18 protein-coding genes are annotated in these 20,414 nt (G+C 52.0%); 1 reads left to right on the top strand and 17 read right to left on the bottom strand.

Features of this window, described 5'->3' with window-relative positions:
• Positions 1-135 precede the first annotated feature (135 nt).
• From ADU22_RS04360 to ADU22_RS04390, 7 genes are all read right to left on the bottom strand, one after another.
• Positions 136-756 carry a thymidine kinase gene (locus ADU22_RS04360; protein ID WP_046523781.1) on the bottom strand — a complete coding sequence of 207 codons (621 nt, stop codon included), beginning with the start codon at positions 754-756 and terminating at the stop codon, positions 136-138.
• A gap of 132 nt (positions 757-888) precedes the next feature.
• A complete protein-coding gene (rpmE, locus tag ADU22_RS04365; RefSeq protein WP_053361083.1) occupies positions 889-1,101 on the bottom strand; it encodes a 50S ribosomal protein L31 in 213 nt (70 codons plus the stop codon).
• Positions 1,102-1,250: 149 nt separating this feature from the next.
• Complete coding sequence (gene rho / locus ADU22_RS04370; RefSeq protein ID WP_053361084.1) at positions 1,251-2,525, bottom strand: transcription termination factor Rho; 1,275 nt, start codon at positions 2,523-2,525, stop codon at positions 1,251-1,253.
• A gap of 255 nt (positions 2,526-2,780) precedes the next feature.
• Positions 2,781-3,743, bottom strand: a complete 963-nt coding sequence (gene glpX, locus ADU22_RS04375; RefSeq protein ID WP_053361085.1) for a class II fructose-bisphosphatase — start codon at positions 3,741-3,743, stop codon at positions 2,781-2,783.
• Between the two features lie 39 nt (positions 3,744-3,782).
• Positions 3,783-5,069, bottom strand: a complete 1,287-nt coding sequence (gene murA, locus ADU22_RS04380; RefSeq protein WP_053361086.1) for a UDP-N-acetylglucosamine 1-carboxyvinyltransferase — start codon at positions 5,067-5,069, stop codon at positions 3,783-3,785.
• Positions 5,070-5,504: 435 nt separating this feature from the next.
• The gene (locus tag ADU22_RS04385) at positions 5,505-6,362 is read right to left on the bottom strand and encodes a class II fructose-bisphosphate aldolase (protein WP_053361087.1); all 858 of its coding nucleotides are present in this window, start codon (positions 6,360-6,362) and stop codon (positions 5,505-5,507) included.
• A 315-nt stretch (positions 6,363-6,677) separates the two neighbouring features.
• Positions 6,678-7,046, bottom strand: a complete 369-nt coding sequence (locus ADU22_RS04390) for a response regulator (RefSeq protein ID WP_046523786.1) — start codon at positions 7,044-7,046, stop codon at positions 6,678-6,680.
• Positions 7,047-7,208: 162 nt separating this feature from the next.
• Between ADU22_RS04390 and ADU22_RS04395 the strand changes: the two genes are divergently transcribed.
• Entirely contained in the window at positions 7,209-7,730 is a 522-nt protein-coding gene (locus tag ADU22_RS04395; protein WP_053361088.1) for a DUF2529 domain-containing protein, read from the top strand.
• A gap of 75 nt (positions 7,731-7,805) precedes the next feature.
• On the opposite strand, the gene ADU22_RS25375 is transcribed toward ADU22_RS04395, so the two are convergent.
• The 10 genes from ADU22_RS25375 to ADU22_RS04435 all read right to left on the bottom strand — a co-directional run bounded on the left by ADU22_RS25375 (position 7,806) and on the right by ADU22_RS04435 (position 20,295).
• Positions 7,806-7,931: a hypothetical protein gene (locus ADU22_RS25375; protein WP_286132259.1), complete on the bottom strand. Its 126-nt coding sequence runs from the start codon at positions 7,929-7,931 to the stop codon at positions 7,806-7,808.
• Between the two features lie 81 nt (positions 7,932-8,012).
• Positions 8,013-9,614 (bottom strand): CTP synthase, encoded by a 1,602-nt coding sequence (pyrG, locus tag ADU22_RS04400; RefSeq protein WP_053361089.1) that lies wholly within the window; start codon positions 9,612-9,614, stop codon positions 8,013-8,015.
• Between the two features lie 206 nt (positions 9,615-9,820).
• Entirely contained in the window at positions 9,821-10,384 is a 564-nt protein-coding gene (rpoE, locus tag ADU22_RS04405; RefSeq protein ID WP_053361090.1) for a DNA-directed RNA polymerase subunit delta, read from the bottom strand.
• Between the two features lie 117 nt (positions 10,385-10,501).
• A complete protein-coding gene (locus ADU22_RS24905) occupies positions 10,502-10,678 on the bottom strand; it encodes a hypothetical protein (RefSeq protein WP_197280019.1) in 177 nt (58 codons plus the stop codon).
• A gap of 273 nt (positions 10,679-10,951) precedes the next feature.
• Positions 10,952-14,212, bottom strand: a complete 3,261-nt coding sequence (gene icmF, locus ADU22_RS04410) for a fused isobutyryl-CoA mutase/GTPase IcmF (RefSeq protein ID WP_053361091.1) — start codon at positions 14,210-14,212, stop codon at positions 10,952-10,954.
• Positions 14,209-14,862, bottom strand: a complete 654-nt coding sequence (locus ADU22_RS04415) for a TetR/AcrR family transcriptional regulator (RefSeq protein WP_053361092.1) — start codon at positions 14,860-14,862, stop codon at positions 14,209-14,211. Before ADU22_RS04415 ends, icmF begins: the two co-directional genes overlap by 4 nt.
• A gap of 52 nt (positions 14,863-14,914) precedes the next feature.
• Complete coding sequence (locus tag ADU22_RS04420; protein WP_053361093.1) at positions 14,915-16,054, bottom strand: acyl-CoA dehydrogenase; 1,140 nt, start codon at positions 16,052-16,054, stop codon at positions 14,915-14,917.
• A 655-nt stretch (positions 16,055-16,709) separates the two neighbouring features.
• A complete protein-coding gene (locus ADU22_RS04425; protein WP_053361094.1) occupies positions 16,710-17,840 on the bottom strand; it encodes an acyl-CoA dehydrogenase in 1,131 nt (376 codons plus the stop codon).
• A gap of 40 nt (positions 17,841-17,880) precedes the next feature.
• Entirely contained in the window at positions 17,881-18,732 is an 852-nt protein-coding gene (locus ADU22_RS04430) for a 3-hydroxybutyryl-CoA dehydrogenase (RefSeq protein ID WP_053361095.1), read from the bottom strand.
• Positions 18,733-19,107: 375 nt separating this feature from the next.
• On the bottom strand, positions 19,108-20,295 hold the full coding sequence (locus tag ADU22_RS04435) for an acetyl-CoA C-acetyltransferase (protein ID WP_053361096.1): 1,188 nt from the start codon (positions 20,293-20,295) through the stop codon (positions 19,108-19,110).
• Positions 20,296-20,414 lie beyond the last annotated feature (119 nt).

The following is a 20,414-nucleotide window of genomic DNA, read 5'->3' on the forward strand; positions in this document are numbered from 1 at the left end:
GGACAATAGAACTGGGTTTCCCGCTAATAGAAGCTCGGTTCCGGACAATAGAATCGCCTTTCCCGCTAATAAAACTTCCCAACAATTCAAAAAAGCCAGCCCTGCTCACACGCACAGGGCTGGCTTTAAATACAATTATGTCAAGCTGTCGCTCTTTGTTGTGAGCTCGAGTTCGTTGGGTGCCTTTGGCACTTCGTGGTGGTGCCGGCAGCGTGGTTCGTAGGCTTCGGAGGCGCCGACGAGAATGATGGGCTCATCGTAGGCGGCCGGTTTGCCGTTGATGAGCCGCTGGGTGCGGCTTGCTGGTGATCCGCAGACAGCACACACGGCTTGGAGTTTGGTTACTTGCTCCGCTATTGCCATCAATGCCGGCATTTGGCCGAACGGTTCGCCGCGGAAATCCTGATCGAGTCCGGCGAGAATAACGCGATGGCCGCTGTTGGCCAAATGCTGGGCGACCTGGACGATTTCCTCGTCGAAAAACTGGGCTTCGTCAATGGCAATGACGTCAATATCCGGTGTGACAAGCTGGAAAATGTCAGCCGACCGTGCCACTGGCTTGGCGATGACAGAAGTTCCATTATGGGAGACGACAGCTTCTTCGCTGTAGCGGTTATCAAGCAACGGTTTAAAAACGGCGACTTTCTGCTTGGCAAACTGAGTCCGCCTCACGCGGCGGATCAACTCTTCGGATTTGCCGGAGAACATGCTGCCGCAAATCAATTCAACCCAGCCGCTGTGTTTCATCACATACATCAAGGCCTCTCCTTCCTTGCATTTCAATTTCCATAGTATCCCCAAATTACGATATGTAGGTCGCATCAGGAGCAAAGAGTTTGCGAAATAAAAAACAGGCAAGTAATGGTGCTCTTGCCTGTTTTCTTCACATTATTGCTGTTGGTTCTTAAGGCCGTATTTCTTGTTGAAGCGGTCGACACGTCCGCCTGCTTCAGCAAATTTCTGACGTCCAGTATAGAATGGATGGCACTCGGAGCAAGTTTCAACGCGAAGCTCGTTCTTTACAGAACCAGTTTCGAAAGTGTTTCCGCATGCGCAAGTAACCGTGATAGTCTTGTAATTTGGATGAATTCCTGTCTTCATTCCCTTTCATCTCCTTTTGCCCTGAATCATATGCGAGACAGAGTTATATTGTACGGGGCTAATTGGCCTCCGCAATCATTAAAAGCACACTGGAATTATTATAACAAGCCTATTTCAAATAATCAAGATGGTTTTTTTATCCAATCCAATTAAATTGGGCGCTTGTTTCCTGCCTTCATTTCTTCGGCGAGCATCGAGAAGAATTCCTCATTCGACTTCGTCTGCTTCAGCCTGCGCATGAATTTCTCCACAAAGTCCGGAGTGTCGGACATCGATTTGCGGATCGCCCACAGCTTGTCAAGATGCTCTTTCGGAATAAGCAGCTCTTCCTTCCGTGTTCCGGAACGGCGGATGTCGATGGCCGGGAAGATTCTTCTTTCCGCAAGCGAGCGGTCAAGATGCAATTCCATGTTTCCTGTTCCCTTGAACTCCTCGTAGATGACATCGTCCATGCGCGAGCCTGTATCGACAAGCGCAGTCGCAAGGATGGTCAGGCTGCCGCCTTCCTCGATATTCCGGGCAGCTCCGAAGAAGCGCTTGGGACGGTGGAATGCCGCCGGGTCAATCCCCCCGGAAAGCGTCCGGCCGCTTGGCGGTATCACCAGGTTATAGGCGCGCGCCAGGCGGGTGATGCTGTCCATCAGGATGATGACATCGCGCTTATGCTCGACAAGGCGCATCGCCCTTTCCAGCACAAGCTCGGCTACCTTGATGTGGTTTTCAGGCACTTCGTCGAACGTCGAGCTGACGACATCGCCGGCTACCGAACGTTCAATATCAGTCACTTCTTCCGGACGCTCGTCGATTAGAAGCACGATGAGTTCCGCTTCCGGATGGTTGGTCGTGATGCTGTTGGCGATTTCCTTGATCAGCATTGTCTTCCCTGCCTTTGGCGGCGCGACAATCAATCCGCGCTGGCCAAAGCCGACAGGGGCGAGCAGGTCCATGATCCGGGTCGAAACATGCTTCGTTGTTGTTTCAAGCTTCATCTGGCGGTCCGGATACAGCGGTGTGAGCCCAGGGAAATGGACGCGCTCCTTCGCCGATTCCGGATCGTCGCCATTGACCGCTTCCACCTGAAGCAGTCCGAAATAGCGCTCATTCTCTTTTGGCGGACGCACTTTCCCGGAAACCTTGTCCCCGTTCCTCAGGTCGAACCGGCGGATCTGCGAGGCGGATATGTAGATATCCTCGGAGCTTGGCGAGTAGTTGATCGGGCGCAGGAAGCCGAAGCCCTCCGACTGGATGATCTCAAGCACACCTTCCATGAAGAAGTACCCCTGCTGCTCGGCCCGCGCTTTTAAAATCGCGAAGATGAGCTCTTTTTTCGATAATTTGCTGTAGTAGGACACCTTATATTCACGTGCCAGCTCGTACAGCTCTTTTAATTTCATATTTTCCAAACTGGAAATATTGACTTCCATATCGTCACCACACTTAATAGTATTTCGATTTCCTCCATAAAGACTGTTGAAAAATTGTTTGAGTTCTATTGCTATGGATGGAAAAAGAAGAAAAGAGTTTCCACTGAAGGTTGTTAGAAGGATTGTTTTGAAAGATAGTTTGAAGTTTTCCTCTAAGAGACTATACCATTTTACCTTTAGTATTAAACAGACGCAAATTTTATTTCAGTGTAAATAGACTCCCTTTTCCACGGTGGAAAAGGGAGCATGCCTGGTTTACTTGATGACAAGGTTCGGTTTTTTCTTCAGGCTGTGCTGCCCTTCGACAAACCGGACGGTTCCGGACTTCGCACGCATGACGATCGAATGGGTCGTCGCCACATGGCCCTTGAACTGGACGCCCTTCAGCATTTCGCCGTCGGTGACCCCAGTGGCTGCAAAGATGGCATCATCGCCTTTGACAAGGTCTTCCATCAGGAGCACTTTGTGGACATCGATGCCCATGCTGATGCAGCGCTGCAGCTCGGCATCGTTCTGGGGCAAGAGCTTGCCCTGGATCTCACCGCCAAGGCATTTCAGCGCAACCGCCGAGAGGACGCCTTCTGGAGCTCCGCCTGAACCGAAGAGGATATCGACACCGGTAAAATCAAACGCCGTGTTCATGGCCCCGGCCACGTCGCCGTCCTCAATCAGCTTGATGCGGGCGCCGGCTTCGCGGATCTGGGCAATGATATGCTCATGGCGCGGCCTGTTCAATACCGTCGCCACGACATCCTCGATATCCTTGTTCTTGGCCTTGGCGACCGCCTTCAGGTTATCAAGAATGGAAGCGTTGATATCGATCATGCCGACCGCTTCGGGTCCGACGGCGATTTTCTCCATGTACATGTCCGGGGCATGAAGCAGGTTGCCATGGTCGGCCACTGCCAGGACAGCAAGGGCATTCCAGCCTCCGGAAGCGACGATGTTCGTCCCTTCAACCGGGTCGACCGCTACATCCACGCGCGGGCCATAGCCTGTCCCCAGCTTTTCCCCGATATAGAGCATCGGCGCTTCATCCATTTCCCCTTCACCGATGACAACCGTGCCTTTCATTGGAACTGTGTCAAATACATCCCTCATGGCCTCGGTTGCTGCTCCGTCGGCTTCGTCTTTTTTGCCGCGGCCCATCCAGCGCGCGGAAGCCAGTGCTGCAGCCTCGGTAACGCGGACAAGCTCCATTGATAAACTTCTCTCCATCGGTTTTCTCCCCTTGTCTCTTTTTAGTCTGTCATCTTTCTAGGCATTCTTCATTTGTTCAAGCTCTTCTTGTGACAGCTGCTCACGCCAGGCCGTCGCGCCAAGCCCGTTCAGCTTTTCAACCAAATTGCTGTAGCCCCGGTCGATATGCTCAAGGCCCGTGATTTCAGTGATTCCTTCGGCCATCAAACCCGCAATCACCAAGGCTGCCCCTGCGCGCAGGTCGCTCGCCTTCACCTTTGCTCCCTGCAGCTGGCCGCCGCCGTTGATGATTGCGGAGCGGCCCTCCACCTTGATGTTGGCGTTCATCCGCCGCAGCTCGTCAATATGCTTGAACCGCGCTCCATAAATGGTATCGGTCACGACGCTTGAGCCTTCGGCGCGGGTCAGCAGCGCAGTGAACGGCTGCTGAAGGTCCGTGGCGAAGCCTGGATACACCAGCGTCTTCACATCGACGGCGGTCAGCTGTTCAGCGTGTCCGACAAACACTTGGTCATCCTGCGCTTCGACTGGGACACCCATTTCCTTAAGCTTCGCAATCAGCGACTCAAGGTGCTGGGGAATCACATTGTCGATGGTGATGCCCTTCCCGGCAGCGGCCGCGAGGATCATGTAGGTGCCCGCTTCAATCCGGTCCGGAATGATGGTATGCCGGCAGCCATGCAGCTGGTCGACACCGTCAATGCGGATCACATCGGTTCCGGCTCCTTTGATCTTGGCGCCCATATTGGTCAGAAGCGTTGCGACATCAATGATTTCCGGCTCCTTGGCCGCATTTTCAATGACCGTTCTTCCCTTGGCCCTTACCGCGGCAAGCATGATGTTGATCGTCGCCCCGACAGAGACCACATCCAGATAGATCCTTGCCCCCCGCAGCTCATCGGCGCGCAGGTAAATGGCGCCCTGCTCATTGGTGACGCTGGCACCAAGCGCTTCAAACCCCTTGATATGCTGGTCGATCGGCCTTGGGCCCAGATAACAGCCCCCTGGCAGGCCAATCACCGCTTTTTTAAAGCGGCCAAGCATGGCTCCCATCAGGTAGTAGGAGGCTCTCAGTTTTTTTACCCTTCCATTTGGAAGAGGCATGGAAATCATGGAAGACGGATCGACCGTCATCTCGTTGTCTGTGAAAGTAGCAGAACCGCCAATTTCCTCTAGCAAAGCCCTCAACATATGAACATCGGAAATGTCTGGCAAACCTTCAATCGTAACAGGTGAATCGGCTAAAATGGTTGCCGGGATCAGCGCCACTGCGCTGTTCTTGGCACCGCTGACTCGAACAGTCCCTTTTAGGGGATATCCGCCTGCAATTTTGAGCTTTTCCATTTTTGACTCCCTTCTAGACGATGATGTAGATGCTGAACCTCCAAATAGAAGGCCAAGACAAGGGCTTGTCCCAAACCCTTTTTTATCGTACGGACGGCGAAAACAATCCTTATAGGCAGTATTTACCAACAAATAAACAAATAATCCAGCAGGATTCCATTCTCTTAGTTTACACGATTTTCCCATATAATTGTAATGGAACCTGAAAGTTTTCACAATGATGAATACGGCTTCAATGGCATGGACCTTTTTGTACGGTCCATGCCATTGTGGCCGCCGCCATCCCCTGCCCGGTAAGCGCCTTCACATTTTAATGAAGGAAAACCGCCTTTTGAAGGCGGTTTGTCCCAAACTTAAAAGGTAAAGACAGTATAAGTTCTGCACTTAGATTACTGTCCAGCTCCAGCGCCTAGCAAGGCGCTTCCGCTTTTCTAATTACGCTCTGTTTGAAGAACCGAATTCGCGCATTTTTCCTTGTACTGTCGCTTTAATTGCGTCGCGAGCTGGTCCAAGGTATTTGCGTGGGTCGTACTCTTCAGGCTTGGCAGCCAATGTTTCACGGACAGCCTTCGCAGAAGCGATTTGGTTTTCAGTGTTCACGTTGATTTTAGCTGTTCCAAAAGAAATCGACTTTTGGATGTCATGTGTCGGGATTCCTGTTCCGCCGTGAAGGACGAGAGGTACACCAGCGACAGTGTTGATTTCTTCCATTTCCTTGAAGCCAAGGTTCGGTTCGCCTTTGTATGGTCCGTGAACGGAACCAAGTGCTGGAGCCAGGCAGTCGATGCCTGTGCGTTTAACAAGCTCTTCACATTCTTTTACATCGGCATAAATAACGCCATCAGCGACGACATCGTCTTCCTGTCCGCCGACTACTCCAAGTTCCGCTTCAACGGAAACACCCTTGGAATGAGCGTACTCAACCACTTTGGAAGTGATTTCGATGTTTTCTTCGAATGCATGGTGGGAAGCGTCGATCATAACGGAAGTAAATCCGGCATCAATCGCTGCTTTACACTTGTCGAAGCTTGAACCATGGTCAAGGTGAATCGCTACAGGTACAGTTGTTCCGTAGTCTTCCATAAGGCCTTCAACCATTTTGACAACGGTTTTGAATCCGCCCATATAACGTGCAGCACCCTCGGATACGCCAAGGATGACCGGAGACTTCTCTTCTTCAGCTGCCTGCAGGATTGCTTGAGTGAACTCAAGGTTGTTCAAGTTGAACTGACCTACTGCATATCCTTCCGCATTTGCTTTTTTCAGCATTTCTGTCATTGAAACTAATGGCATGATTTTTCCTCCTTCTTAAGATCGCCTTCTCGGATTAGACCAGACTTCCATTAAAAGGTTTGCCTTCTGCGCTGTTGTTTATGTACCCGAAGATGCATTTGTCAAACCGGGGAGATCTTGTGGAATTCATTAGTTATCATATCAAAAGAAATCGAGAAAAGCCATTGCAGATGCACGTTTTTTGAGGCTGTCATAAAAATGCTATATAGTGAGCGCTCCCATTTTACAGATTATTCCGTTATTTTAGTACCCCGTAAAATGGCAAACCCGCTCTAGCGATCTCGTGAGCGGGCTCTCTTAAATATGTATATGAAATTACTTAACAACTTGCAGATATTGTCTTACAGCCGCCCGGATATCATCAATATCAAAAGGCTTGGCGAAATGGGTCAGGGCACCAAGGTTCATGGCTTCCTGGATCATGTCGAGTTCACCGTAGGCCGTCATGATAATGACGCGGATATTCGGCTCAATCACCTTCATCCTTTTTAGAATCTCGATCCCATCCATTCCTGGGATTTTCATGTCGAGCAGGACAAGGTCCGGTGTATCCTGGTTCACAATTTCCAGAGCCTGGACGCCATTAGCGGCCTGGTAAGTCTGGTAGCCCTCCTTTTGCAGCACTTCGTTGAGCAAGATGCGAATGCCAAACTGGTCGTCAACAATCAGTATTTTTTCTTTCATGCCGCTTTTCCCCACCATTTCAGTTAGTTTATCTTTCTGCCTACTATCCTTTTCTGCTTCCCATGTCAAAAATCCTTCCTAATTGGCAAATTTTCCTTCGGGAACCATGATTATTTTACCACAGGGATTCTGGGCATTATAATCATGTTTGGAGGCGATTGTATGTTAAAAATGTTCACAACCCAGCTTTCCGGCCTGTTCAAGAGGCTGCAGGAGCAGGAGGAGTTTGCCCTTGAGGACGGAGCAAGGCTTCTGGCCCAGGCTGCGGCCGGACAGGGAACGATCTATATTTACGGTACAGGCGAGATGGCAGCCGTCCATCTTGAAGCCGTCCATGGAGCCGAACCATTGGCCGGTGCGGCCGTATTCGATGCCGAAAAAGTGACATCCGCAGACCGGGTGCTGATGTTTGCCCGCTATTCGAATGACCCTGAAGCCCTTGCGATTGCGCAAAAACTGTCTGACAGCTTCATCCCGTTTGCCGCGGCATCCACTGTTGTGGCCGGTGACGAGCCCGGACTTGAAGCACTGGCCGATGTCCATGTCGACCTGAAGCTCACGAAGGGCATGCTCCCCGATGAAACCGGCGGACGCTTTGCCCTGCCATCATCCATGGCTGCCTTATTCGTCTATTACGGCTTCAAATTTATCATTGATGAGATGCTGGCAGAGTATGAAGAATGATGGAAAATCCCCTATCAGCGGGGATTTTTTGTTTTTTGGGATTGAGTGCACCTGGTATATTCCTTATTTCTCGATTTAATGCTGATTTGCCATGATGTAATCCTGATGTGCCATGATATAATCCTGATATAACTCGATATAATCCTGATATGCCATGGTATAATCCTGATTTACCCCGATATAATCCTGATTTGCCTCCACTTAATCCTGATTTGCCAATTCTCCTCGATTTAACACCCAACCCATAAAAAACGCCCCAGCCACTGGCCGGAGCGTTCTTTCCTATTCGCCCATCTTCATTGATGCTTCAACAAAGTCGCGGAACAATGGCTGCGGGCGGGTTGGCCTTGAGATGAATTCCGGATGGAACTGGCAGGCCACGAACCATGGATGGTCTTTCACTTCGATGATCTCGACCAGACGGCCGTTCGGGCTAGTTCCGGAGAATACGAAGCCAGCTTCTTCCATCTGCTCGCGGTATTCATTGTTGAATTCGTAGCGATGGCGATGGCGTTCATAGACCACCGTGTCGCCGTAGGCAGCTGCTGATTTTGTTTCAGGAGCCAATTTGCACGGGTACAGTCCCAGGCGCAATGTGCCGCCCAAATCTTCGATGTCCTTTTGCTCTGGCAGAAGGTCGATGATCGGGTATGGCGTTTCCGGCATGATTTCAGCAGAATGCGCGCCTTTCAGGCCAAGCACATTGCGGGCATATTCCACGGACGCAAGCTGCATGCCCAGGCAGATGCCGAAGAATGGCACTTTCTGTTCACGCGCATACTGGATCGCCAGGATCTTTCCTTCGATGCCGCGATCGCCAAAGCCGCCAGGAACAAGGATTCCGTTCGCATCGCTAAGAAGCTCTTCGACATTTTCAGAAGTCACTTCTTCGGAATTCACCCATTTGATCTCAATTTCGCTGTCAAAGGCATAGCCGGCATGGCGCAGGGATTCCACTACCGAAATATACGCATCCTGAAGCTCAACATATTTTCCGACAAGCGCGATGCGGGTCGTCTTGGACAAGTTCTGGACCTTGTCCACAAGGATTTTCCACTCTTCCATATCGGCATCTGCACATTGCAGCTGCAAATGGCGGCAGACAATCGAATCAAGGTTTTGATCCTGGAGCATCAGCGGAATGGAGTAAAGCGTATCGGCGTCCGGGCACTCGATGACCGCTTCCTTGTCGATATCGCAGAATAAGGCAATTTTATCCTTCATATCCTGGGAGATCGGCATTTCCGTACGCAGCACAATCGCATTCGGCTGGATGCCAAGGCTGCGAAGTTCTTTTACGCTGTGCTGGGTCGGCTTTGTTTTCAATTCTCCGGCCGCGCGGATATAAGGAACAAGCGTACAATGTATGTACATCACATTGTTTGTGCCGATGTCACTCTTGATCTGGCGAATGGCTTCAAGGAATGGAAGGGATTCAATATCCCCTACTGTACCGCCAATTTCAGTGATGACAACATCCGCTCCCGTTTCCTTGCCGGCGCGGAACACCTTGTCCTTGATTTCATTGGTGATATGCGGGATGACCTGGACTGTTCCTCCAAGATAATCGCCGCGGCGTTCCTTTTTGAGGACGGTGGAGTACACTTTCCCTGTTGTCACATTGGAATACTTATTCAAGTTGATATCGATAAAACGCTCATAATGGCCAAGGTCAAGGTCCGTCTCGGCACCATCATCGGTGACGAATACTTCACCATGCTGGTAAGGGCTCATCGTACCTGGGTCGACGTTGATATATGGATCAAATTTCTGGATTGTCACCTTCAAACCCCTGTTTTTCAGCAATCTGCCGAGAGATGCGGCCGTAATCCCTTTTCCTAGTGACGAAACCACTCCGCCAGTCACGAAAATATATTTTGTCATGTTGCTCCTCCTCTTTTACAACAGTTTGCGCCATTTGACTTCCTTTGTTTCACCAATTAGCACTATTTCTTTTATGTGGGAAAAATAAAAAAAACGCCCCTCATACAACGTATAGGGAGCGTTTCATCATAAATAACGATCTCGTTCCTTTTAAAAGGAGCCCAAAAATGATTCTACAGTCGTGCGTTTCAAAAGTCAAGACTGTTTTAACGGTCTTCGTCGTCGAGCTCATCTTCCTCAAGTTCTTCGTCCTCAAGCTCATCCTCTTCGAGTTCAAGCTCGTCTTCCTCGTCTTCGATGAGGTCGTCGTCTTCGAAGTCCTCGTCTTCCTCATCAAGGTCGTCTTCGAGGTCATCTTCCTCGTCGAGAAGGTCGTCTTCCTCGACATCATCGAAGTCATCGTATTCCAGATCTTCATCTTCGATTTCATCGAAGTCCTCAAGATCCTCCTCAACTGCTTTCTTCGCCTTTTTCTTGCGCGGCTTGACTGGAGTGATGGTATCTTCCTCTGCCTGGTCAACCGGATACCATACCCGGAGTCCCCAGCGATTGTCACCCAATCCCAAAAAGCGTCCATCCAAATTTATATCAGTATAAAATTGCACCATTTGTTCCGTAACTTCACCCTCTTCAAGGTCAAGCAGGCTGATGATTTCTGCGACTAGTTCTTTGAAGGAAACAGCCTGTTTCTTTTCATTAAGAAGCTGATAGGCCGCTTCAATCCAGGACAATTCCTGTAGCTGTTCCTTTGAGTATTGGTTTAAACTCAACACGTGCACTTCCTTTCTATTCAAGCCCAAGGCGGGCCATAAATCCGAATAATGGAAAACCTTCCAAAGACATATTCTTCATTATAAACAATTTCAATCTGTTTATGCTACCTTATTCTATCGCTTTCCGGCTTTTTTTCTCGTTTTTCCCCTGAACAGGGAAACCGCCAGCATAAAGAAGAAAAGCGCGAGCAAAAAGAAGGAAATCGCGCCAAGCTGCAGGCTATACAAATAATACATGATGCCCAGTGCAGCGGCCCCGCCGGCTATGGTCAAAAGCAGTCTCAAAACCATTCACTTCCCACATTTATTCCGTCATAAACCTTATGTATGAAATCGATTATACCATACTGGATAAAAATCCCTACAAGAAAAGCGGAAGCGCCTTGGTCAGCCCCGACAAGCGCTGGAGGGCCAGCTGATGAAGTCGTTTTTTGACTTCAACAGCTGGACCGAAGCGACTCGAGGGGCTAGGCGCTGTAGCTGGACAGTCTTCCATGTGCAAGAATTTAAACCTTCTTACATTTTTTGATTAAATAGCCTGCAGTCCGCACTGCAGGCTTCTCCTTACATATTCCGCCGGTACTGGCCGCCCACTTCGTAGAGGGCCCTGGTGATTTGGCCGAGGCTGGCGTATTGGACGGTTTCCATCAGCTCTTCAAAAACATTGCCGCCGCTGACCGCCGCCTGCTTCAGCCTATTCAGGGCTTCCTCGCTCTTGTCTGCGTTCCTGCCCTGGAAATCGCGGAGATTGGCAATCTGAAGCTCTTTTTCTTCCTTAGTTGCCCGCGCCAGCTCCATATTGTCGACATCCTCTTCCGAAGGCGGATTTGGATTCAAATAGGTGTTCACGCCGATGATCGGCAGCTCGCCGGTATGCTTTTTCATTTCATAGTACATCGACTCATCCTGGATTTTGCCGCGCTGGTACTGTGTCTCCATCGCGCCAAGCACGCCGCCGCGGTCATTGATCCGCTCAAATTCCTGCAGCACCGCCTCTTCGACAAGGTCGGTCAGTTCTTCAATAATGAAGGAACCCTGCAGCGGATTTTCGTTTTTCGTCAATCCGTGCTCCTTCGTAATGATCATCTGGATCGCCATTGCCCGGCGCACCGACTCCTCCGTCGGCGTCGTGATCGCTTCGTCATAGGCATTCGTATGCAGCGAGTTGCAGTTGTCATGAAGCGCCATCAGCGCCTGAAGCGTCGTCCTGATATCATTAAAATCGATCTCCTGGGCATGCAGCGAACGTCCCGACGTCTGGACATGGTACTTCAGCTTCTGGCTCCGCTCATTGCCGCCGTACTTGTTCTTCATGACCGTTGCCCAGATGCGGCGTGCCACACGGCCGATGACGGTATATTCCGGATCCAGGCCGTTCGAGAAGAAGAAGCTCAGGTTCGGCGCGAAATCGTCGATATGCATGCCGCGGCTCAAATAATACTCCACATACGTAAAGCCATTGGAGAGTGTGAACGCCAGCTGCGAAATCGGGTTGGCTCCCGCCTCGGCAATATGGTAGCCCGAAATCGAGACCGAATAATAGTTGCGCACCTTATGGTCGATAAAATACTGCTGGATGTCGCCCATCATCCGAAGCGCAAATTCCGTCGAGAAGATGCACGTGTTCTGTCCCTGGTCTTCTTTTAAAATATCCGCCTGAACCGTACCTCGTACCGTGCTCAAGGTCCACGTTTTCACCTGGAGGTTTTCCTCATCGTTCAGCTTCCGGCCAAGCTCGGCTTCCTTCTTTTCCACCTGCTGGGCGATGGCTGTGTTCATGAACATCGCCAGGATGATTGGCGCCGGTCCATTGATGGTCATCGAGACGGATGTGGAAGGCAGGCACAAATCAAAGCCAGCATACAGCTTTTTCATGTCCTCAAGCGTACAGACGCTGACGCCGCTTTCGCCAACCTTGCCGTAAATGTCAGGACGGTAATCCGGGTCTTCCCCGTAAAGGGTTACCGAATCAAAGGCCGTACTCAGGCGCTTGGCATCATCGTCCTTCGAGAGGTAATGGAAGCGGCGGTTTGTCCGCTCCGGAGTGCCTTCACCGGCAAACTGGCGTTTCGGGTCTTCACCTTCGCGCTTGAACGGGAATACGCCCGCCGTGTAAGGGAAAGATCCCGGAACATTTTCAAGGTACACCCAGCGCAAAATCTCGCCGTAATCCTTGTATCTAGGCAGAGAGACCTTTGGAATCGACAATCCCGAAAGGCTTGTGGTCCTAAGCACCGTGACGATTTCCCTGTCGCGGATTTTCGTCACGAACGAGTCGGACGCATATTTCTCCTTCAGGCTTTCCCAGCTCTCGAGAATTTTTTTCGACTCCGGCGTCAGCTTCTGTTCCACATTGGACTTTAAGGCTTCCAGAGCGGAAGCCGCCTCCTCATTGCCCTGCTCCTTCACCGCTTCAAGCGCGCCTTCAAGCTGGAATAGGCGCCGGGCCAGCTCGGCCTGCTGTGTCGCCAGCTTATGGTAGCCCCTGACGGTTTCGGAGATTTCCCGAAGGTAGTAGCGGCGGTCGGCCGGGATGATGACATTCTGCTTTTCCACTTCCGCTTCTGTCGAAAAGCTGGTTTTCCAGTTTGTGTCCGCCTTCTCGTTCAGCTTGCCAACAAGCGCGGCAAACAGTGCATTGGTTCCAGGGTCATTGAACTGGCTGGCAATCGTTCCGTAAACCGGCATGTCGCCAAGGTCCCGGTCAAACAGCACATGGCTGCGCTGGTACTGCTTCTGCACCTGTCTTCTCGCGTCCTCCGAGCCTTTGCGCTCAAATTTATTGATGACGATCAGGTCGGCATAATCAATCATGTCGATTTTTTCAAGCTGGGACGGAGCCCCGAACTCGCTTGTCATCACATACAATGACACATCGCACACATCGGTGATGCCGGCATCTCCCTGCCCGATTCCGCTCGTTTCGACGATGATCAAATCAAACCCGGCCGCTTTCGTGACCGTAATTGCGTCCTGAATCGCCAGCGAAAGTTCCGATTTCGCCTTCCGGGTGGCCAGGCTTCGCATATACACCCGCGGAGAGAAAATCGCATTCATGCGAATCCGGTCGCCAAGGAGGGCGCCGCCTGTTTTTTGCTTCGTCGGGTCGACAGACAGGATCGCCACTCTTTTCTCCGGAATCTCATTCAGGAAACGGCGGATCAGTTCATCGGTCAGCGAGCTTTTACCCGCTCCGCCCGTGCCCGTGATGCCGACCACCGGGACTGTCTTCGTCATGCTTTTTACCTTTTCCATCACAGCGGTCGCCGCTGTTTCCGCCGCCGCGCCGTCTCCTTTGGCACCGACCTGCTGCTCGGCCAGCGTAATCAGCTTTGCCACAGTGCGGACATCGCCGCGCTCCAGCTGTTCTAGCTCGCTCGCCGCCTCCGGGCTCACGGTCGCAAAGTCGCATTCCTTGATCATTTCCTGGATCATGCCTTCAAGGCCAAGCTTCCGGCCGTCTTCCGGCGAAAAAATCCTGGCGATGCCGTATTCATGCAGTTCTTTTATTTCCCGCGGGATGATGMCCCCGCCCCCGCCGCCGTAAATGCGGATATGGGCCGCGCCTTTTTCCTGCAGAAGATCGTACATGTATTTAAAATATTCCACATGTCCGCCCTGATAGGAAGAAATCGCGATTCCCTGGACATCCTCCTGGATCGCCGCATTGACGACTTCCTCCACCGAACGGTTGTGGCCAAGGTGGATGACTTCCGCACCATTGGCCTGCAGAATCCTGCGCATGATATTGATGCTCGCATCATGGCCGTCAAACAGGCTTGATGCGGTCACAAAACGGATATGATGTGTCGGTTCGTACCTCATCCTTCTCCCCCTGTTCCTAGTTTGACCTTTCCTTCCTTCATCCCGTGAAATAGCAGGTCAAGCTGCAATTCGATATACTCTTCCAGGCTGTACGCCTTCTGGAGCGCCCAGCGGCGGAAGGCCCACATCTGCCCCTGCACGAAAATATTGTGGGCAATCAGCTTCACTTCTTGCTCCGTGAGGTCCAGCTCCCCATTTTTCACGCAATTCCCAATCACATTCTCGAACATGCCGACCATCTGGATTTCCTTTTTCAGCACATACGGGAGGGCATCCTTGCCGAGCGATTTCGCCTCCTGGTACATGACAAGGACTTCATCCTGCATATCGGCCATTTCCCGGAAGTAATAGGCGATGCTCAGCTTCAGCGCCTCGACCGTCCCCTGGTTCGTGTCGAGGTCCTTCTGCAGCCGCTCGCGGATCTGGTCGTACATTCTGTCGACCACAAGGTACAAAATGTCTTCCTTCTTGCGGATATACTCGTACAGCGTCCCAATGCTGAAGCCTGCCGCCCGTGCGATTTCGCGGGTGGTGGTGCGGTGGAACCCTTTCTGTTTAAAAAGGGTCACCGCCCCCTTGATCATCTGGTCGCGCCTTTTGACCACCAGCCGTTCATCCTTGACTGAAGCCTCCACTTCACGCTTTTTCATCATCTCCCCCCTTTTATTCGCGTGATTCGTCGCTGAAAGATGGCTTTTTCAATTATTTTGTCAGCATCCTTGAAATGACGAGGCGCTGGATTTCCTGTGTGCCCTCGTATATTTGCGTGATTTTGGCGTCGCGCATAAAGCGCTCGACCGGATATTCCTTCGTATAGCCATAGCCGCCAAATACCTGGACAGCCTCAGTTGTGACCTTCATCGCGGTATCACCGGCAAGCAACTTCGACATGGCCGATTCTTTTCCGTACGGCAGCCCTTCCGACTCCAGCCAGGCCGCCTGGTAGGTCAATAGCCTTGAAGCTTCGATTTGCGTCGCCATGTCGGCCAGCTTGAAACCGACTCCCTGCTGGGCAGCAATCGGCTTGCCGAACTGGTGGCGGTCCTTCGCATAGTCGACCGCTGCATCAAGGGCTCCCTGGGCAATCCCGACTGCCTGGGCAGCGATTCCATTCCGGCCGCCATCAAGCGTCATCATCGCAATTTTAAAGCCTTCGCCTACCTTGCCAAGGACGTTTTCCTTCGGCACGCGGCAGTCTTCAAAAATAATCTCCGTTGTCGGCGAGGAGCGAATTCCCAGTTTCTTCTCCTTCTTGCCGACAGAAAATCCCGGGAAGCCGCTTTCAATAATGAAAGCCGTGGTTCCTTTCTGTTTGCTTTCCGGATCGGTCAGCGCGAACACGACATAAATCTCCGCTTCGCCGCCATTGGTGATAAAAATCTTCGAGCCATTGAGGATATAATCGTCACCGTCTTCACGTGCTGTCGTCCTCATTCCGCCGGCATCCGAACCGCTGCCCGGCTCTGTCAATCCATAGGCGCCCATCTTCTCTCCCAGGGCCATCGGCTTCAGATACTTCTGCTTCTGCTCTTCGCTGCCAAACTTGTAGATCGGCCAGCCGGCAAGCGAGGTGTGGGCAGATAGGGTCACCCCTGTCGACGCACAGACGCGCGACAGCTCTTCGACCGCGATGCAATAAGCCAGATAGTCGCTGCCAATGCCGCCATACTCTTCCGGCCACGGAATCCCCGTCAATCCCAGCTCCGCCATCTTGTTGAAAATCCCGCGGTCAAACCGCTCTTCCTCATCCCGCTCCGCAGCACTCGGCGCCACTTCATTCCGGGCAAAATCCCGCACCATTTTGCGAATCATTTCATGCTCTTCGGTTAAACGGAAATTCATTGTATTCTCCTCCTGTTCAATGATTAGTTTCTATGATTGTTTTTCGATTAAAATGCTGTTTTGCTAGTTGGTCGGGGTATTAGCGTGAATTCCGTGCCGCCATCGACCGTTTTTTGCGTTAACAGGCTTTATTGACGCAAATCCTGTGGCCCTAGCAACCTTTTTTTGCGTCAATCGGCCCTATTGGCGTAATTTTTTGGCATCCAAGCACTCTTTTTTACGTCAATCAGCTTTATTAGCGCAATTTCCAGGCATCCAAGCACCCTCTTTTACGCCAATCGGCCCTATTAGCGCAATTTCCAGGCATCCAAGCACCCTCTTTTGCGTCAATCGGCCCTATTAGCGCAATTTCCAAACTCCCAAGCTCTCTTTTTTACGCCAATCCTCTCTGTGACGCAGCCCCGAGGCCCCCAAGCAATCCTTTTTCTCCAACCGAATCTATTAGCGCAGTTTCCATGCCTCCAAGCACCCTCTTTTGCGTCAATCGGCCCTATTGGCGCAATCTCCGGGCTCCCCAGCACTCTTTTTTACGCCAATCCTCTCTGTGACGCAACACCAAGGCCCCCAAGCAATCCTTTTTCTCCAACCGAATCTATTAGCGCAGTTTCCATGCCTCCTGCAATTCTTCGCTCACAAGGACGCAAGGGAAATCGTTCTATAAAAATTTGCTGATCACAATCCTCTGAATCTCGCTTGTTCCTTCGTATATCTCGGTTACTTTCGCGTCGCGGAAGTAGCGCTCGACTGGATACTCTTTTGTGTAGCCATAGCCGCCAAATACCTGGACCGCTTCAATCGCCGTTTCCACCGCTGTCCTTGAGGCAAACAGCTTGGCCATGGACGCTTCCTTGCCGCATTTCAGCCCTTCCTGGCGCAGGCTGGCCGCCTGATAGACCAGAAGCTTTGAAGCTTCCACCGCCGTCGCCATATCAGCGAGCTTGAAGCCGACTCCCTGCTGGAGGGCAATTGGCTTTCCGAACTGCTGGCGCTCTTTCGCATAGCCAGCGGCTGCCTCAAGCGCTGCCTCCGCGATTCCCAGCGCCTGGGCGGCAATGCCAATCCGGCCGGCATCCAGGTTGGCCATCGCAATCTTGAACCCTTCGCCTTCCGCACCCAGCAGGTTTTCCTTCGGCACTTTCATATCCTCGAACGTCAGCTGGACCGTCCGCGAGCCATGAAGGCCCATTTTATGCTCATCCTTGCCGATCACAAGCCCCGGCGTCCCCTTTTCCACGATAATAGCGGATATTCCTTTTGAGCCCCCGTCCGGGCTGGTCCGCGCAAAAACGATATACGTATCCGCTTCACCGCCATTGGTGATAAACACCTTGGAGCCATTCAGCACATAATGGCCATCCTTCCATTCCGCTTTCGTTTTCAGGCTGGCCGCATCGGAGCCAGCGCCTGGCTCTGTCAAACAAAAGGCGCCAAGATATTCTCCGGAAGCAAGCTTTGGCACATATTTCTGCTTTTGCTCCTCCGTCCCGAAATACAGAATCGGATTGGTGCCAACCGATGTATGCACCGACAGGATGACGCCGACGGTCGCACTCACTTTGGACAGCTCATGGATGGCAATGATATAGGAAGTGAAATCCATTTCCGAGCCGCCATATTTTTCAGGAATGGGAATCCCCATCAAGCCAAGCTCGCCCATTTTCCTGACAATCTCGCGCGGAAACTTTCCATCCTCCATCTCCTCCACAAACGGCGCGATTTCCTTTTCCGCAAAATCCCGAACCATCCTGCGCATCATCTGTTGCTCTTCTGTGAATCTAAGGTTCATGGCTGTTTCCTCCCTGGTGGAGCTTTTTTATAAAATGCTGTTACTCATAAATATAGAAGCCGCGTCCGGATTTCTTCCCGAGCCAGCCGGCCTTTACATATTTGCGGAGCAGCGGGCATGGCCGGTATTTGGTGTCGCCAAATCCTTCATGCAGGGTTTCCATGATATAGAGGCAGGTATCGAGCCCGATAAAATCGGCCAGCGTCAACGGCCCCATCGGATGGTTCATGCCAAGCTTCATGACTTCGTCAATCGCTTCTTTTGTGGCGACTCCCTCATACAAGGTATAGATGGCTTCATTGATCATTGGCATCAGGATGCGGTTCGAAACAAAACCCGGAAAGTCGTTGACCTCAACCGGCACCTTGCCGATTTTTTTGGTGATATCTTCAATTTCCTGGTACACTTCATCAGCCGTAGCAAGGCCGCGGATGATTTCGACAAGCTTCATGACCGGAACCGGGTTCATGAAATGCATGCCAATGACTTTTTCCGGCCTGCTGGTGGCCGCTGCGATTTCGGTAATGGGAAGCGATGATGTATTGGTGGCAAGGATTGTCTGTTCAGGGGCAAGTTCATCCAGCTGGGCGAACACCTTTGTTTTGATGTCCATGTTCTCCACAGCCGCTTCGATGACAAGGTCTGCTTCCTGGGCATCCTGCAAACTGGTCGATGGTGTAATTCTTGAGAGGATTTCTTCTTTCTGTTCGGCAGTGAGGCGGCCTTTTTCGACATTGCGTGACAGGTTTTTGTTGATGACGCCAAGCCCGCGTTCGACAAATTCTTGTTTAAGGTCGTTCAGGGTCACTGTATAGCCTGCCTGGGCACATACCTGGGCAATGCCCGAGCCCATCTGCCCGGCGCCGACCACCATGATTTTTTCAACTTTCATCCCGATTCCTCCTTTGATATATATGGCTGTGTTATATTAGACTGTTGATTTCCGTTCCAGGCGCTTCGCTTTCCGCGGGCGGCCCGGGGAGCCTCCTCGGCGCTTAAAGCGCCTGCGGGGTCTCCCCTGACCCTTGCTCCCGCAGGACATTGAATGGGCTTCCTCGAACTTGCCCACGCACGAAGAAAATGCGGTAGCATTTTCGAGGAGTCTCGCGCCTTCCACTCCAATCAACAGGATTAAGACTCAAAGATGGACTGTACACAGCCTAATTGTAAAATTCTCACGGACGGACAGGCACGCCCTCTTGCTGCACCTGCCCGATCTGCCTTTCTATTTTCATCATTCCATTTATGGGCGTATATGTCTGACTGTTCAGCTCTTCGGCACTTCAATCATGATGGCATCTCCCTGGCCGCCGCCTGAGCAGATGGCCGCGATGCCGATACCGCCTCCGCGGCGTTTCAGTTCATGCATCAGCGTTAAAATGACTCTTGTGCCGCTGGCGCCGATTGGATGCCCCAGTGCGACCGCCCCGCCGTTGACATTTACCTTTTCAGGATCAAGGCCGGCAATCTGGCCGCTTGCCAGTGCAACCGCCGCAAAGGCTTCATTGATTTCAAACAGGTCGACTTCCTCAAGCGATTTGCCTGATTTCTTTAAAAGCTCATTGATCACCAATCCCGGTGTCTTCGGGAAATCCTTCGCCTCGACAGCCAGGGCTGCATGGGCCAGAATGACGGCCTGCGGCTTCCGGCCTTCCCGCTCGGCGCGCTCTTCGCTCATCAGCACAAGGGCCGCGGCTCCGTCGTTGACCCCCGGGGCATTCCCAGCGGTGATGCTGCCATCATGGTTGAACACAGGCTTAAGCTTTGCCAGCACTTCGATGGCCGTATCCTTGCGCGGAGCTTCATCCTGCTCGACAAGCAAGGGAGCGCCCTTCCGCTGCGGAACTTCCACCGTGACGATTTCTTCGGCAAGCCTGCCTGCTTCGATGGCTTCGACCGCTTTTTGGTGGCTTCTCAGCGCCCATTCGTCCTGCGCCTCGCGGCTGATTTCCAGTTCGCGGGCCGTTTCGTTTCCGTAAGTGCCCATATGGACACCCGTGAACGAGCAGGTCAGCCCGTCATGGACCATCATATCCTTCACTTCGCCGTGGCCCATCCTCAGTCCCCAGCGGGCCTTCGGCAGCATGTATGGCGCATTGCTCATCGACTCCATGCCGCCGGCGACAATCACTTCTTCCTCGCCGGAACGGATGAGCACATCCCCAAGCGTGACGCTGCGCATTCCCGAGGCACAAACCTTGTTGATCAGCTCGGTTTTCACTTCCCACGGAATTCCCGCATGCCTTGCAGCCTGGCGGGACGGAAGCTGCCCCTGTCCTCCCTGGAGAACATTGCCGAGCAGCACTTCACCAATCTCACCCGGCTCCACGCCAGCCCGCTTGATCGCCTCCTTGATGGCAATGCCGCCAAGTTCGGAAGCTGTGAAACTGCTCAGACTTCCGCCAAGTTTCCCGAAAGGCGTCCTAGCCCCTGCCAAAATAACTGTTTTCCCCATCTTTCATCGCTCCTTTTTAAAAATTTCATACAGCCAAGCCGGAACTTGACTGAACGCTCGCTCGGAATCGAAGCGCGCCAACACGTCCTCCCAGGGAGTAATGTGTAAGCGCTTTTTTA

Source organism: Bacillus sp. FJAT-27251, assembly GCF_001273925.1.
Classification (GTDB): Bacteria; Bacillota; Bacilli; order Bacillales; family Cytobacillaceae; genus Mesobacillus_B.

What these genes read in the sequence shown, in the direction of transcription:
- ADU22_RS04360 (WP_046523781.1), bottom strand. Translation starts at nt 756, where the DNA reads ATGTATGTGATGAAACACAGCGGCTGGGTTGAATTGATTTGCGGCAGC.
- rpmE (WP_053361083.1), bottom strand. Translation starts at nt 1,101, where the DNA reads ATGAAGACAGGAATTCATCCAAATTACAAGACTATCACGGTTACTTGC.
- rho (WP_053361084.1), bottom strand. Translation starts at nt 2,525, where the DNA reads ATGGAAGTCAATATTTCCAGTTTGGAAAATATGAAATTAAAAGAGCTG.
- glpX (WP_053361085.1), bottom strand. Translation starts at nt 3,743, where the DNA reads ATGGAGAGAAGTTTATCAATGGAGCTTGTCCGCGTTACCGAGGCTGCA.
- murA (WP_053361086.1), bottom strand. Translation starts at nt 5,069, where the DNA reads ATGGAAAAGCTCAAAATTGCAGGCGGATATCCCCTAAAAGGGACTGTT.
- ADU22_RS04385 (WP_053361087.1), bottom strand. Translation starts at nt 6,362, where the DNA reads ATGCCATTAGTTTCAATGACAGAAATGCTGAAAAAAGCAAATGCGGAA.
- ADU22_RS04390 (WP_046523786.1), bottom strand. Translation starts at nt 7,046, where the DNA reads ATGAAAGAAAAAATACTGATTGTTGACGACCAGTTTGGCATTCGCATC.
- ADU22_RS04395 (WP_053361088.1), top strand. Translation starts at nt 7,209, where the DNA reads ATGTTAAAAATGTTCACAACCCAGCTTTCCGGCCTGTTCAAGAGGCTG.
- pyrG (WP_053361089.1), bottom strand. Translation starts at nt 9,614, where the DNA reads ATGACAAAATATATTTTCGTGACTGGCGGAGTGGTTTCGTCACTAGGA.
- ADU22_RS24905 (WP_197280019.1), bottom strand. Translation starts at nt 10,678, where the DNA reads ATGGTTTTGAGACTGCTTTTGACCATAGCCGGCGGGGCCGCTGCACTG.
- ADU22_RS04415 (WP_053361092.1), bottom strand. Translation starts at nt 14,862, where the DNA reads ATGAAAAAGCGTGAAGTGGAGGCTTCAGTCAAGGATGAACGGCTGGTG.
- ADU22_RS04420 (WP_053361093.1), bottom strand. Translation starts at nt 16,054, where the DNA reads ATGAATTTCCGTTTAACCGAAGAGCATGAAATGATTCGCAAAATGGTG.
- ADU22_RS04425 (WP_053361094.1), bottom strand. Translation starts at nt 17,840, where the DNA reads ATGAACCTTAGATTCACAGAAGAGCAACAGATGATGCGCAGGATGGTT.
- ADU22_RS04430 (WP_053361095.1), bottom strand. Translation starts at nt 18,732, where the DNA reads ATGAAAGTTGAAAAAATCATGGTGGTCGGCGCCGGGCAGATGGGCTCG.
- ADU22_RS04435 (WP_053361096.1), bottom strand. Translation starts at nt 20,295, where the DNA reads ATGGGGAAAACAGTTATTTTGGCAGGGGCTAGGACGCCTTTCGGGAAA.